The sequence below is a fragment of the Pseudomonas huaxiensis genome (genome assembly GCF_003231275.1).
Classification (GTDB): Bacteria; Pseudomonadota; Gammaproteobacteria; order Pseudomonadales; family Pseudomonadaceae; genus Aquipseudomonas; species Aquipseudomonas huaxiensis.
The window spans coordinates 1-12477 of sequence record NZ_QKVL01000028.1 but is presented as its reverse complement, the minus strand read 5'-3'; the positions used below and the strand labels follow the sequence as shown (position 1 = coordinate 12477).

Annotated in this window: 12 protein-coding genes and 1 tRNA gene; 3 read left to right on the top strand and 10 right to left on the bottom strand. The window is 54.1% G+C overall.

Going from position 1 to position 12477, the window contains the following annotated elements; translation table 11 throughout:
• Window positions 1-28: 28 nt before the first annotated feature.
• The 4 genes from DM374_RS23385 to DM374_RS33810 all read right to left on the bottom strand — a co-directional run bounded on the left by DM374_RS23385 (window position 29) and on the right by DM374_RS33810 (window position 4874).
• A complete protein-coding gene (locus DM374_RS23385; protein ID WP_110972006.1) occupies window positions 29-2146 on the bottom strand; it encodes a DEAD/DEAH box helicase in 2118 nt (705 codons plus the stop codon).
• A gap of 3 nt (window positions 2147-2149) precedes the next feature.
• Window positions 2150-3085 carry a HamA C-terminal domain-containing protein gene (locus DM374_RS23380; RefSeq protein WP_177431595.1) on the bottom strand — a complete coding sequence of 312 codons (936 nt, stop codon included), beginning with the start codon at window positions 3083-3085 and terminating at the stop codon, window positions 2150-2152.
• Between the two features lie 646 nt (window positions 3086-3731).
• The gene (locus DM374_RS23375; protein ID WP_225422568.1) at window positions 3732-4604 is read right to left on the bottom strand and encodes a PIN domain-containing protein; all 873 of its coding nucleotides are present in this window, start codon (window positions 4602-4604) and stop codon (window positions 3732-3734) included.
• A 6-nt stretch (window positions 4605-4610) separates the two neighbouring features.
• Window positions 4611-4874 carry a PIN domain-containing protein gene (locus DM374_RS33810; protein ID WP_225422567.1) on the bottom strand — a complete coding sequence of 88 codons (264 nt, stop codon included), beginning with the start codon at window positions 4872-4874 and terminating at the stop codon, window positions 4611-4613.
• 174 nt (window positions 4875-5048) lie between these two features.
• Here DM374_RS33810 and DM374_RS34465 point away from each other — a divergent pair, with 174 nt between their 5' ends.
• Window positions 5049-5210, top strand: coding sequence for a hypothetical protein (locus tag DM374_RS34465; RefSeq protein WP_157969741.1), 162 nt, complete (start codon window positions 5049-5051; stop codon window positions 5208-5210).
• Between the two features lie 259 nt (window positions 5211-5469).
• On the opposite strand, the gene DM374_RS23365 is transcribed toward DM374_RS34465, so the two are convergent.
• The 6 genes from DM374_RS23365 to DM374_RS23340 all read right to left on the bottom strand — a co-directional run bounded on the left by DM374_RS23365 (window position 5470) and on the right by DM374_RS23340 (window position 10364).
• A tRNA-Thr gene (locus tag DM374_RS23365) sits at window positions 5470-5545 on the bottom strand.
• Between the two features lie 420 nt (window positions 5546-5965).
• Window positions 5966-7210 (bottom strand): methyltransferase, encoded by a 1245-nt coding sequence (locus DM374_RS23360; protein WP_110972004.1) that lies wholly within the window; start codon window positions 7208-7210, stop codon window positions 5966-5968.
• 177 nt (window positions 7211-7387) lie between these two features.
• Complete coding sequence (locus DM374_RS23355; RefSeq protein ID WP_110972003.1) at window positions 7388-8077, bottom strand: ABC transporter permease; 690 nt, start codon at window positions 8075-8077, stop codon at window positions 7388-7390.
• Window positions 8074-8769, bottom strand: coding sequence for an ABC transporter permease (locus DM374_RS23350; RefSeq protein WP_110972002.1), 696 nt, complete (start codon window positions 8767-8769; stop codon window positions 8074-8076). The genes DM374_RS23355 and DM374_RS23350 overlap by 4 nt, the downstream gene beginning before the upstream one ends.
• A gap of 55 nt (window positions 8770-8824) precedes the next feature.
• Window positions 8825-9577 carry an ABC transporter substrate-binding protein gene (locus DM374_RS23345; RefSeq protein WP_110972001.1) on the bottom strand — a complete coding sequence of 251 codons (753 nt, stop codon included), beginning with the start codon at window positions 9575-9577 and terminating at the stop codon, window positions 8825-8827.
• A 13-nt stretch (window positions 9578-9590) separates the two neighbouring features.
• Window positions 9591-10364 (bottom strand): ABC transporter ATP-binding protein, encoded by a 774-nt coding sequence (locus tag DM374_RS23340; RefSeq protein WP_110972000.1) that lies wholly within the window; start codon window positions 10362-10364, stop codon window positions 9591-9593.
• A 193-nt stretch (window positions 10365-10557) separates the two neighbouring features.
• On the opposite strand from DM374_RS23340, the gene DM374_RS33250 reads away from it, so the two are divergent.
• The gene (locus DM374_RS33250; RefSeq protein WP_157969740.1) at window positions 10558-10755 is read left to right on the top strand and encodes a hypothetical protein; all 198 of its coding nucleotides are present in this window, start codon (window positions 10558-10560) and stop codon (window positions 10753-10755) included.
• A 216-nt stretch (window positions 10756-10971) separates the two neighbouring features.
• The gene (gene gabP, locus DM374_RS23335) at window positions 10972-12366 is read left to right on the top strand and encodes a GABA permease (protein WP_110971999.1); all 1395 of its coding nucleotides are present in this window, start codon (window positions 10972-10974) and stop codon (window positions 12364-12366) included.
• Window positions 12367-12477 lie beyond the last annotated feature (111 nt).

Below are 12477 nucleotides of genomic sequence, written 5' to 3'. Positions count from 1 at the left end.
TGGAGATCATGGATCGCATAAATATGGTCTATGTGGCTTTCTGTACTTTAGTAGTTTCCACTCCCTCAAAAAAATGGTCGAGGATATACAGGTCGAAATTGTCTAGCTCGCCGATGAACTTCTTGAGTCCGCTGGTGTTTTCAGACCTAAGTATAGAAATGGCTTCGTAAATATTTAGCGACTCATCAAAAAAGTCTATTATTCCGGCTTTGTGGATCAATTTTGAAATGCTTCGGGGAAGGCCATATTCCTCGAGTTGATAAACAACTTTTGGCAGGAAGGCGTGAGATAATTTTGAAATGAACTGTGAAATGTCTTGTGCGTGATCGCCAAGCATTTTCTTTTGAATTGCCGCTACGTCGCTAAATAGTGCTGATAGCTTAAAGGCGACAACTCGCTCTAGCTTGAAAAAGTCCTCGATTCCAATATCTACAGCATCAAGCTCTTGAAGAAGTTGAGGTATGGATTTGCTCCAGTTGTTCGAAAGGATTTTTACAAACTCAACAACTTTCGTGTGCTCGGTCCCCCATACTCCAGGTTGAAGTCTGATTATCTTAAATAGAAATCTAGTCCAGGCTTCCGGGTCATTAGAGTTCAGGTAGCCAAATCCGTTCCAAGATGTAGGATTCGTTTTTATATCTCTTACAATATCCATAATCAAAAAAGAGTCGCTGTTTTGAATCAATGCGTCACTCTTAATTCCAGCATAGACATCGCCCCCAACAAGCTCAGTCATTCGTTCTCGGTATTCGATTATTTTCGCGACCTGCTCCGGTGTGAGATCACTGTAAGCGGTGCTTTCGTCTAAATTAGAAAGGATCTCATCTGGGATTGGTAAATCCAGCGTGTTCTCAGTTTCTTGGGGAGGCTCCTCTAATATATATATCTTGCCTATGAAATGGCGAAACATACGGCCGCCACGACCTATTATGTTTCTATAAGTGAAGTCTGTAATCCTGGCCCTGCCTTTTCCACTCAAGTTACTCCAAAGAACAACATTCTGCGCAGAGGTATTTACACCTTCAATTATTGATGAAGTCGAAATTATATTTTTAAGGGCATTTGGTTCATCAAATAGCTTTATCTGAATCTGACTTAGTGACCTATGGAGTTGGCCATTATGAATACCAGTTCCTCGTACCACTAAATGGGTTAAAGTCCAGTTTGGATCGTAGTTTTTTGCCAACCACTTACTGAAAGCAGTCAGGATATCTTCCGGCTCTTTTGTCCGGCTGCTTAGTATCAGCGTAGAAAGCTTTTTGATGTTTGAATATGTGCCTGCATAAATCAACGTTTTCCCCGTTGTGGAATCGAGAATACGTAAAAGTTCTTTTGTCTTTCGTGATTCATCTTTAGCGATATCTTTATAGAGATCATGCTTTTCAAGAAATACGGTGTTGAAGTCGAGGCTGCAAAACTCCATGCCCTTAGTGAAAACGTTATCTTTAAGATTTTTTATATTGGGTGCGAGGAAATATCGCTGGACTGATTTTTCCCCAAGTTTAAGAATTGCTCTAAGAAGTGCAGGCGATCTTTCTTTGTCGAAAACGGAGCTTGCTTTGTAGAATTCATCAATAACAAGCATATCCAAAGTGTCGATTTTATCAGCGTAGGAGATTGCTCGCTCTTGGGGAAATATGAATATATTTCTTTCGTCAAGCTTTTCATCAGTGGTAGTGATTATTTTGTAATGGTCACCAAATTTTCTTTGCAGACGGCGCCTAGTTTCATCAGTTAAAGCGATTGTTGGAACAATAATAGCTATGTTTATGGGTTTTTTTATAGATATAAAAGAGTCTATTACAAAGCTTTTTCCGAAACTTGTGGGGGCGCTGACGGCTATGCTCTTACCAGACAGAAGCTTGCTTAAGAGTAAAGATTGTTCTCTATGCAACGTTACTTTTTCTGAGGCCCCTATATCGACCTTGAAAGACTCGTGTGCGTAGCGATCCTGCCAAATTGATTTACTTGCGTCTAGGTAGGGATATAGACCTGTTTGCCTTATCAAATTATTTAGGAGGGGAGTGTATTCAAGATTCTCACTTTGAAAGTAATCAAGAAGCTTTATTAGTTTGTTTCGAGCAGCAAAGTCGCTGCGGGTCGTAATCAGATCATTGATTTCGCTGCATTCCTCAAAAATGTCCATTTCTCAACCCTTTTTCTTCCCTGGTGGAGTCTTGTAATGCTCTGCTGTATTGACGAATGTATCGACTATGCACTCTTTTTCTGGTACTGGAAAAAGAATGATGTGGAATTTAATTTTTTCATACAGATGAACGCCGTTTAGTTTGCTGATTTGTTTTTTAAAATAAGAATTTGATCGTTCCGTATGGAAATTTATTATGTTATTTTTGTATTCACTGCTAAGCGATGTGCAGGTGTTTGTTATTTCGCATTCGTGCAAAAGTAATATGGGTATATTGATTATTGGTTTTATTGTGTCGATAGAGTTCGTGTGAGCCAGAGATGATTTTATTTTTTCTTTAAGTGTGTCTGCTATTTCTAGTTCGTCTATATCTGCTAGATTGGTAATTATGCTAGTTTCTTTTTTTAATTTGTCGGTCTTTAATGAGTTTCCAACAGAAGTAATGATGCTTGGAAGTCTAGCGTCTTCAATGCTGTTATAGAATTTTGCCTCTCCAAACCATAAAGAGAACTCATTGTCTCCCTCCGGCACTATATGAACGCTATCCGCACCTTTAGCATTGTCTTGAGAGTTTTGCTTATAGAATATTTTGGGGACAACCGGAAATGCTTTGTATTTATGCTTCATGATTGCATATAAAACAATTTCTGCGAGTTCACTGCCTTTACTAATATCTTCTTCCTTGTCGGTTAGCCTTAAATTCTCGGCAGACCGAACAAGCATTGACTGTGATTGATGTTCTAGACTTTTCCTTTCTTTATGAGAGAGCGCCGTTTGCGCAACGTTGTCCCATATGAAGTTGCTAAATTTTGCATATCTCCAGTCGCCGTCCTCAAAATCATTGATTAGGCTAAGAACCCTTTTGTTTTCAATAGGTACTAGCTTTGGATCTATATTGATGTCAACGAAGCTACTATCTATCAGAACTTCAAAATCCATTTTTTCGTCCATGCAATTTAGAATTCGGTATCCAAACCATTTGGATGAGGATAGCCTTCCATGCATATGTGTGCCATCTTTTTGCCATTAGTGCAAGTTTTAAGGATTTCGGAGGAGGGTTTGTGCTGAGTAAAAGGGGGCGAGGGATAAGGGAAGGGACCTATTGTCCTCACTCACGAAAAGCGGAACATAAATTTTCTCCCTGTCTGCCCCACCTTATTCCTCTGGTGGAAAATGGCACTCCGCGCAACGCCTGACGCTTGGCGCGTCGAGGGTCTTCAAGCTGTCCGCGCGTGAGACCGAACTCGTTCCCCGGTGAAACGCAGTTCACTGGAGCAGACGAATATCTCAGATCGACCGGCGCCACTCGGGCTACGACGGAACCCCAAAAACGAAAACCCCGCCAAAGGCGAGTTTTTCGGGGGTTCCAGAGGTGTTGAAAGCCTTCTCTGAACCCTTATATTGTGCCGACACCTTGAATTGAACCCGGGACATACTGACTACAAGAACGCCGCTCGTTGTAGACAAATCAATGGGTTAGCAGGATGTCTGGTACTTGGTCGGAGGTGTGAAGGCCAGATATGGTACAGCCAGTCGCTAGACTGGTACGTGAAGCCTCATATCCAAGGCCCGAGCGGGTGGGATGTTAGCTGAGATCTGGCTCGAAACTTTCCGGCTCACATTCGTAATCCCCAGGCGCAATTTCGATCTCTATTTCCCAATCGTCCGGTTCTGACTCACTCTCAACACCGGAGCAAGTGAGAAACACCTCAACCTCGATATTGCTCTCAGAATGGAATAGCTCTGACCCTAGAGAGATTTCTTCCCGATCGATTGAGTCCCATGCGAAAAATTCTACTTCTATCTGAATGTCTACTACGACGCTGATGTTAAGTTCAATCACCCAGGTTGTTTTGTCATCACCCGCAGACCAAACTTCTGCAGAGTCAATCTCATAACTTTTTAAGGTTTTATCGTAGACGTCGGCTTCGACCCTGCTCACAGAACCTGTAGTGATATCTGAAGTTCCCCATTCTGAATTGTCTATATGGTTGATAATTGCATCGTGAAGCTTGTCTTTAAGTGGGGACGTGTCGTTACTGATTGAGTCTGTAATTTTTTGTTCGATCGCTTTAGCGTGGTCGCCAGTTGCAGCAAACAATGCGGTAAGTTCGTCAATGGATTTGACGCAGTATAAGTAGTCAGATGACTCTGCAAACTTGCTCCATCCTTCATCAGCCGACGCAAGCAGGCCTTTTGTATTTTGGTCCTTCGCATAGTTTTCCAGCAAAAGTAGAGAGGTGGCGTCCGGAAACTCTGATTTTTTGCTTTGACGTATCCCAAATGGAGGCGAAGGCTGAAAATAAAGTTCAAAGATACGCGCCGTCAAGAGCTCTCCCTCAATTGGAAGTATAGTACCTTGGCAGGTGTCCACATAGTCTCTGATCTGCTGGCGGAAATGCTGAGATGCGGAGTGCTCCACGGTTAGCTTGTCAAAACTATCATCAATAGCAGTCATTGGGATTTAAGCTAATCTTTTTAAGTCTCCAGAGGAACTCTTGAAACTGTCTATTGCTTTGCTGACACTCTCCATACGATGCGCAATTATTTCTCTTGCAACTACTTCTGATAGTTGAAGGCTCATTGTGTCGGGCAATTGCTTTGGTAGTTGTTTTAAAGCTCCGCTCTCAAATTTATATCCGGCAGATTGTATTAAATCGGTGTCTAGGGAAAAAAAAGATACTTCGCCTTGCCAAAGCTGTTCGGCTGTTGGATTGCCTTTGGGCATAAAACTTTCCTTGTTAGTAACGCTGCTCGTGGTGACAGGCCTAATGCCATCATTTGCAGAGGATGGCAATGCTTCTGTCTGGTAGTCAAGAGAGATCGAGTCTGAGGACTACTCCGCGGAGGGAGATACAAGCGGCAGGCTGAAATCGTAGGTGTATAGCATGGACTCGTATCGGTGACCGTTGGCATCCTGTTTCTGCTTGCGGTCGCCAGGGGTATCTGTGATGCCGCGGCGCTTCAAATCGTGCAGAGCGAAGCGATGTTCCTCAAGGAAAAAGGGGACAGGAAAAAGGGGATTTATTTTGTCCCGCCCCCAGAGATGGGGCTCTGCTGCTGAGCGGGCATGCCGCGAGATCCCGAGTCGTGTGACGCAGCGATTCAATGACCGGGACATGCCGGACTGTCAGTCAGGAGCAGTCCGTCCCTTGTGGTATTCGCAAAGCCAGGGCAGCAGCAGCGGGCGGAGCACTGGAGCCCCCCCTTTTTAGCGCTGGCCACCACAAGAATCTGATAGCACCCAAAAACGAAAAAACCCGCCAAAAGGCGGGTTTTTCTGGGGTTCCAGAGATGTTGAAAGCCTTCTCTGAACCCTTATATGGTGCCGGCACCAGGAATCGAACCCGGGACCTACTGATTACAAGTCAGTTGCTCTACCATCTGAGCTATACCGGCGGTAGGGCCGCCATTATAGCGATCGGTTTGGATCTGTAAACCACTTCCTTGCAATCCTGTTTGAAGCCCCGTATTTCGGGGCTTTTGGCGTTTCTGGTGGGGCGTTTTTTGGGGGCTTGGGGCGCAGGATCGTTGGGGCCGGTGTTTTGAGGGTTTGCGGGCGTGAGATGGCTGATCGCGAGCAAGCTCGCTCCTACAGTTAGATGGGGGGATGGGTGGCGCGGGGGTTGTGAGAGTCGATCTGAGCTGCGGCCGCGTAATTCGCTTTAACGCTTATGCACAAACCACATCGACCCCTTGCACCCCATGCATGTGCGCGACCGCGTCACAGTGTCGCGCGACCAAATGGCTGTTTTTGCTGGCCTTTAGCAGATGAGCCGAAAAGCCTCAAGTGGAAAAATCCGACGCGACGGGCGTGGTTCACGTTTTTGCGGGGAAGTTGCCCACAGAGTTATCCACAGGTTGTTCCGCCAGCAGCATGAGGTTGCGCGGGGTGAGGGGGTGGGGGCAGAAGGTGCCGAGGCGGACGTTGTAGCCCCGTTCGCGCAGGTAGAGCGCACGGTCGAGGACGAGCCAGAGTTCCAGCGGGCGGCGGAAGAGGTTGCGCAGGAGTTCGAGGTTGCGCACTTCGGCCAGGCGCCGCCAGCCGGCAGCTTCCAGTGCGTCCCAGTCCGGTGCTTCCTTTATTGGCAAACTTTTGAGTTCGGCGAGGTCGCTGCAGTAGTCGGCGAAGGGTTTTTGCAGCCAAGCGCCGGGCAGTGAGGGGGTGGGCAGGTAGTCGTCGGTCTGGCGCAGTTGCCGTTGCAGCAGGTCGAAGCCGAGGCGGCGGGCCATGGACTGGTCGCGCTGGCGGCGGACGCGGCTGCCAGCGGTGACGGTTTCGCTCAGCGGCAGGCCAAGGTCGTCGAGGTCGAGTTGCAGGGCGGAAGCACGGGCGGCTGTGGATAACGGCCGGTAATGCGGGCCGGCGGTGCGGTTGTAGCAGCACGGGGCGATGGCCAGTTGCGCGCAGCCGGCGGCGCTGGCGAGTTGCATGAGGCGCACGTGGAGGTCGCCGCAGGCGTGCAGGGCCACGGGGGTGTGGTCGGCGTGAAGGCGGGCGGCGGCGCTGTCGGCCATGACGTCCTGGAGGTGGTGGCTCGCCGGCAGGTGATGATGCTGGCTGAGCTGTTCACCGGCGGCGACCAGGGCGGGGTCGTATTCCAGGCAGGTGAGGTGTTGATCCGGGTGCAGTAGCCGTCGGCCGAGGTGGCCTTTGCCGGCGCACCAGTCGAGCCACTGACTCGGGCGGCGGGCGAAGTCGAGGTGGGCGGCGAAGGCTTCGATCTGCTGCCATTTGCGGCCGGGGACGTCGGTGCTCAGGCGTGATGGTGCCGGGGTGAGGGCGATTGTGGATAAGTCGCCAAGGGCAGACAGCGTCTGGGCTTCGGCGGCGAGTTGTGGATAAGGCGCCGGGGCCGGGACGGTGTGGGGCTGGTTGTGGGCGGACTCGGCCTGTTCCAGTGTGCGGGCGCGCAGCCACTCGGCGAGCTGCGGGTGGGTGGTTTCCCACGACAGGTGCAGGGTGGTGAAGGGGCGCGGGTGCCAGAGGGGGTGATGCTGGCGAAGGAAACGGTCCAGGGCCTGGAAGCGGGGGAGGAGTTGGTCGTTTTCCAGGTGGGGCATGGGTGTGGACCGGGCGTGAGCTGTGTGGGGATTTGAGGGACTCATCGCTGGCAAGCCAGCTCCCACAGAGTCTGTGGGAGGGAGTTAGATCTAAGCCAGCTTCCACAGAGGACGAGTCTGTGGGGGGGCGTTAGATCCAGGCTAGCTCCCACAGAAGGTGAGTCTGTGGGAGGTAGATCAGCGGCCTTGCGCGGCGTCCACCCGCAACCAGCGTTCCAGCCCTTTGAAGCCTTGCACCAGCACGAAGGAGATCACCAGGTAGAACACGCCCGCAGCGAAGAAGATCTCTACCGGCATGTAGGTCCGGGCGATGATCGTGCGGGCCATGCCGGTGATGTCCAGCAGGGTGACGGTGCTGGCCAGGGCGCTGGCCTTGAGCATCAGGATCACTTCGTTGCTGTACGCCGGCAAGCCAATGCGCGCGGCGCGCGGCAGCATGATGTGGAGCATCGCGGTAGCGCGGGACATGCCCAGCGCCCGCGCCGCTTCGATCTCGCCCCGCGGGATGGCCTGCAGCGAGCCGCGCAGAATCTCGGCGATGTAGGCGGCGGTGTGCAGGGTCATGGTCAGCGCGGTACACCAGAACGGGTCGCGCAGGTACGGCCACAGCGCGCTGGATTTGACCGCCTCGAACTGCGCCAGGCCGTAGTAGACCAGGAACAGTTGCACCAGCAACGGAGTACCCCGGAAGAAGAAGATGTAGCCGTAAGGCACGGCGCGCACATACCAGAGCCGCGACGACCGGGCGATGCCCAGCGGGATGGCAATGATCAGGCCGACGATGACGGAGATGGCCAGCAGCTCAAGCGTGAGCGTGGCGCCCTGGGCCAGGCGTGGCAGCCACTTGATGATGACTTCCCAATTCATGAGTTGGCCCTCGCGAAGCCGCGTGCGGCGCGTTTTTCCATGAAGTGCATGCCGGTCATGGCCAGTACGGTCAGGCCGAGGTAGATGAAGGCCGCCACCAGGTAGAAGGTGAACGGTTCCTTGCTGGTGGTCACGCCGTTCTGCGCCTGACGCATGATTTCTTCCAGGCCGATCACCGAGACCAGCGCGGTGTCTTTCATCAGGATCATGAACAGGTTGCCAAGGCCCGGCAGGGCGAGGCGCCACATTTGCGGCAGGATCAGCCGCGAGAAGATGCGGCCTTTGGACAGGCCCAGGGCCATGCCCGCTTCACGGTGTCCCTTGGGGATCGCCAGCAGCGCGCCGCGGAACACTTCCGTGGCGTAGGCGCCGAAGCACAGGCCGAGGGCGATGACGCCGGCGGCGAAGGCGCTGAGCTCCAGGCCGGGCATGCCGAGCAGTTCGCCCAGTTGGCTCATCAGGGTGACGGAGCCGAAATAGATGAAGAGCACCCAGAGCAGCTCGGGTACGCCGCGAACGATGGTCGAGTAGGTGCCGCCGATCCAGCGCAGCGGTTTGCGCGGCGAGGTCTTGGCCAGGGCGCCGAGCAGGCCGAGCACCAGGCCCAGGCAAAGCGCCGAGAGCGCCAGTTTGACGGTCACCAGCGTGCCGGCCGCGAGTGCCGGGCCGAATCCGTGTAGATCAATATTCATGGGCAGGAGTGTTCAAGGGACCGGCACCGCGCAAGGCGGTACCGGTCGGGGCGAATCAATAGATGCTGAACGGGAAGTACTTGTCGTTGATCTTCTTGTACGTGCCGTCGGCGATGATTTCTTTCAGCGCGGCGTTCAGCTTCTCGCGCAGTGGGTCACCCTTGCGTACGGCGATGCCGATTTCGTCGCTTTCCACCACGGGCTCGCCTTTGAACTCGTAGTTTTTGCCGGCATCGGATTTCAGCCAGTCGTAGTTCACGTACTTGTCAGCCAGCAGTGCGTCGACACGGCCGGAGGTCAGGTCGAGGTAGGCGTTTTCCTGGGTGTCGTACAGGCTCAGCTTGATGTCGCTGCCGTAGGTGTCTTCCAGCCAGGTGCCAGACAGGGTGGCGCGCTGGGTGCCGATGGTCTTGCCCTTCAGGTAGTCCTTGTCGGTCTTGAAGTCGACGTTTTTCGGCGCGATGAACTGCAGCTTGTTGGAGTAGTAGCGGTCGGTGAAGTCAACGGCTTGCTTGCGCTCGTCGGTGATCGACAGCGAGGAGACGATGAAGTCGTACTTCTTGGCCAGCAGCGACGGGATGATGCCGTCCCAGTCGGAGGTGACCACTTCGCACTCGACTTTCATCTTGGCGCACAGGGCGTCGCCGATGTCTTTGTCGAAGCCGACGACCTGGCCGCTGGCGTCTTTGCTGTTGAACGGCGGGTAGGCCGCTTCGATGCCCATCTTGAGTTTTTCGGCGGCCATGGCATTGGCCGAGAACACCAGCGTGGCGGCAGCGGCCAGGAGGAATTTCTTGTAGTTCTGCATGCGTGTTGCTCCGTTAGCGGTTGCTGGACATGAATTGCTTACAACGCGCCGAGGTCGGGTTTTCGAAAACCTGCTGCGGCGATCCCTGCTCTTCGATCAGGCCCTGGTGAAGGAAGACGACTTCGCTGGAGACCTGGCGGGCAAAGCCCATTTCGTGGGTCACCAGGAGCATGGTCCGGCCTTCCTCGGCCAGGGCCCGGATGACGTTGAGGACTTCCTGGACCATTTCCGGGTCCAGCGCGGAGGTGGGTTCGTCGAACAGGATGACCTTGGGTTTCATGGCCAGGGTGCGGGCGATGGCCGCGCGCTGTTGCTGGCCGCCCGAGAGTTCGGCGGGGTAGCTGTGGCGCTTGTTGTGGATGCCGACCTTGTCGAGCAGCGCTTCAGCGTGCTCGATGGCCTCGGCCTTGCTCTGGCCGAGCACGCGACGAGGGGCCTCGATGATGTTGTCGAGGATGCTCATGTGCGGCCACAGGTTGAAGTTCTGGAAGACGAAGCCGATTTCGCTGCGCAGGCGGTTGATCTGCTTGTTGTCGGCGGCCACCAGTTCGCCGTTGCGCGCGGACTTGAGTTTGAGCGACTCGCCCGCCACCAGGATTTCGCCCTGATGCGGATTTTCCAGCAGGTTGATGCAGCGCAGCAGGGTGGACTTGCCGGAACCGGAAGAGCCGAGGATGGAGATCACGTCGCCGTCGCGGGCGGTGAGGGAAATGCCCTTGAGAATTTCCTGGTCGCCGTAGCGTTTATGCAGGTTGCGGATTTCCAGTGCTGGCGTGGCCTGGGCCATGTGCGGTCCTCATTGATTCGGTGCGTTCTGCTGTTGGCGGCCTTCCTGGCGAGGCGCCACGCTAGCATAGCGCTCGGATCACAGCCAACAAGGTCGAGCAGGGTGGTCGGCCGCGGGAACGGCGGGTGTCGCATCGCTGCAGTGGACTGTCGCGCTGCTGTCCGCCGTTTCGCTTCGCGGGGCCGGAGCCATGATGAAAAAAGGCGCGATGGTGCCAGTTTTGGCCGCTGCTGGAAAGCCGTATTTGGTCACGGCGATGGTTGGTAACACCTGGCTAGAGACGTGGTTGCGCTTGGCGGTTGCACCTTTTGCGCACCATGAATTTGCAAAGGTGTTACCTGTGGTTGGTTATGGTGCGCCCATTTCTAATTGTAAGTGGGTATTTCAGTAATCACGGAAAGTCGGGCAAGGTTGGCGGCCTTTCGGTCAACGACTGGCTGAAAGCGCCGCAAGCCTTATAAGTCGTGGTTACAGAGTGTTTCAGAATGGCCGGTCATCAAGCTGGCCCGCTCATTGCTATCAAGCTGCCACGAACCGCAGGGCGCCTCACAAGGGCATTGCGGCTCCAAACGCGGGAAGATCCCCCATTCTTTGCAAAGGTAGTTTTATGAGCGGTACGCACAATTCCAATGACCTCGCTCAGGGGCTCAAGCAACGGCATGTGACCATGCTGTCCATCGCAGGCGTGATCGGCGCCGGTCTGTTCGTCGGCTCCGGCCACGCTATCGCTGCCGCAGGTCCGGCCGTGCTGTTGGCGTACGCCGCCGCAGGCACGCTGGTAGTGCTGGTGATGCGCATGCTCGGCGAAATGGCCGTAGCCTCGCCGGATACCGGTTCTTTCTCGACGTATGCCGACCGTGCCATTGGTCACTGGGCCGGCTTCACCATCGGCTGGCTGTACTGGTGGTTCTGGGTGCTGGTCATCCCGCTGGAGGCGAACGCCGCCGCAACCATTCTTAATGCCTGGTTCCCCGACGTGGCGATCTGGGTCTTCACCCTGGTCATCACCCTGTTGCTGACCGCGACCAACCTGTTCAGCGTGAAGAACTACGGTGAATTCGAGTTCTGGTTCGCCCTGCTCAAGGTTGTGGCGATCATCGGCTTCATCATTCTCGGTCTGGCAGCGATCTTCGGCTTCATGCCGAACAGCCAGGTCAGCGGCGTCAGCCATCTGTTCGACACCCAGGGCTTCATGCCCAACGGCCTCGGCGCGGTGCTGGGCGCGATGCTGACCACCATGTTCTCGTTCATGGGTACCGAAATCGTCACCATTGCCGCCGCAGAATCGAAAGACCCGGGCCGGCAGATCAGCAAGGCGACCAACTCGGTAATCTGGCGGATCTTCCTGTTCTACCTTGTATCGATCTTCATCGTCGTGGCCTTGGTGCCGTGGAATTCGGGCGAGCTGGCTGAAGTCGGTTCGTACCAGACTGTGCTGCAACTGATGGGCGTGCCGCACGCCAAAGTGATCGTCGACATCGTCGTCCTGATCGCCGTGACCAGCTGCCTGAACTCGGCGCTGTACACCTCGTCGCGCATGCTGTTCTCCCTGAGCAAGCGCGGTGATGCGCCGGCCATGGCCCAGCGCACCACCTCCAGCGGCACGCCGCACTATGCGGTGCTGCTGTCTACTGCGGCGGCGTTCCTGACCGTGTTTGCCAACTACGTTGCTCCGGCGCAGGTGTTCGAATTCCTGTTGGCCAGTTCGGGCGCGATCGCGCTGCTGGTGTATTTGGTGATTGCCGTATCGCAACTGCGCATGCGCCGTCAGCGTATGGCGCGTGGCGAGAAGATCGACTTCAAGATGTGGGCGTTCCCGGTGCTGACCTGGGCGACCATCTTCTTCATCGTTGGTGTACTGACCCTGATGCTGATCCGTCCGGATCATCGGGCGGAAGTGATCTCCACCGCTCTGCTGAGCATTGCCGTGGTTGCGGCGGGCCTGCTGGTGGCGCGCAAGCGCAAGGCCGAGAAGGCTGGGGCGTTGGTGCTGGATAACTGAAGTTGTTGAAGTGAAAGAGGGCCGCGCAATGCGGCCTTTTTTATTGCCCTGAAAAACTGCAGCAGCCTACGTTCTATTTAAGGAACGCTAAAGCCGATTTTCACTATCTAG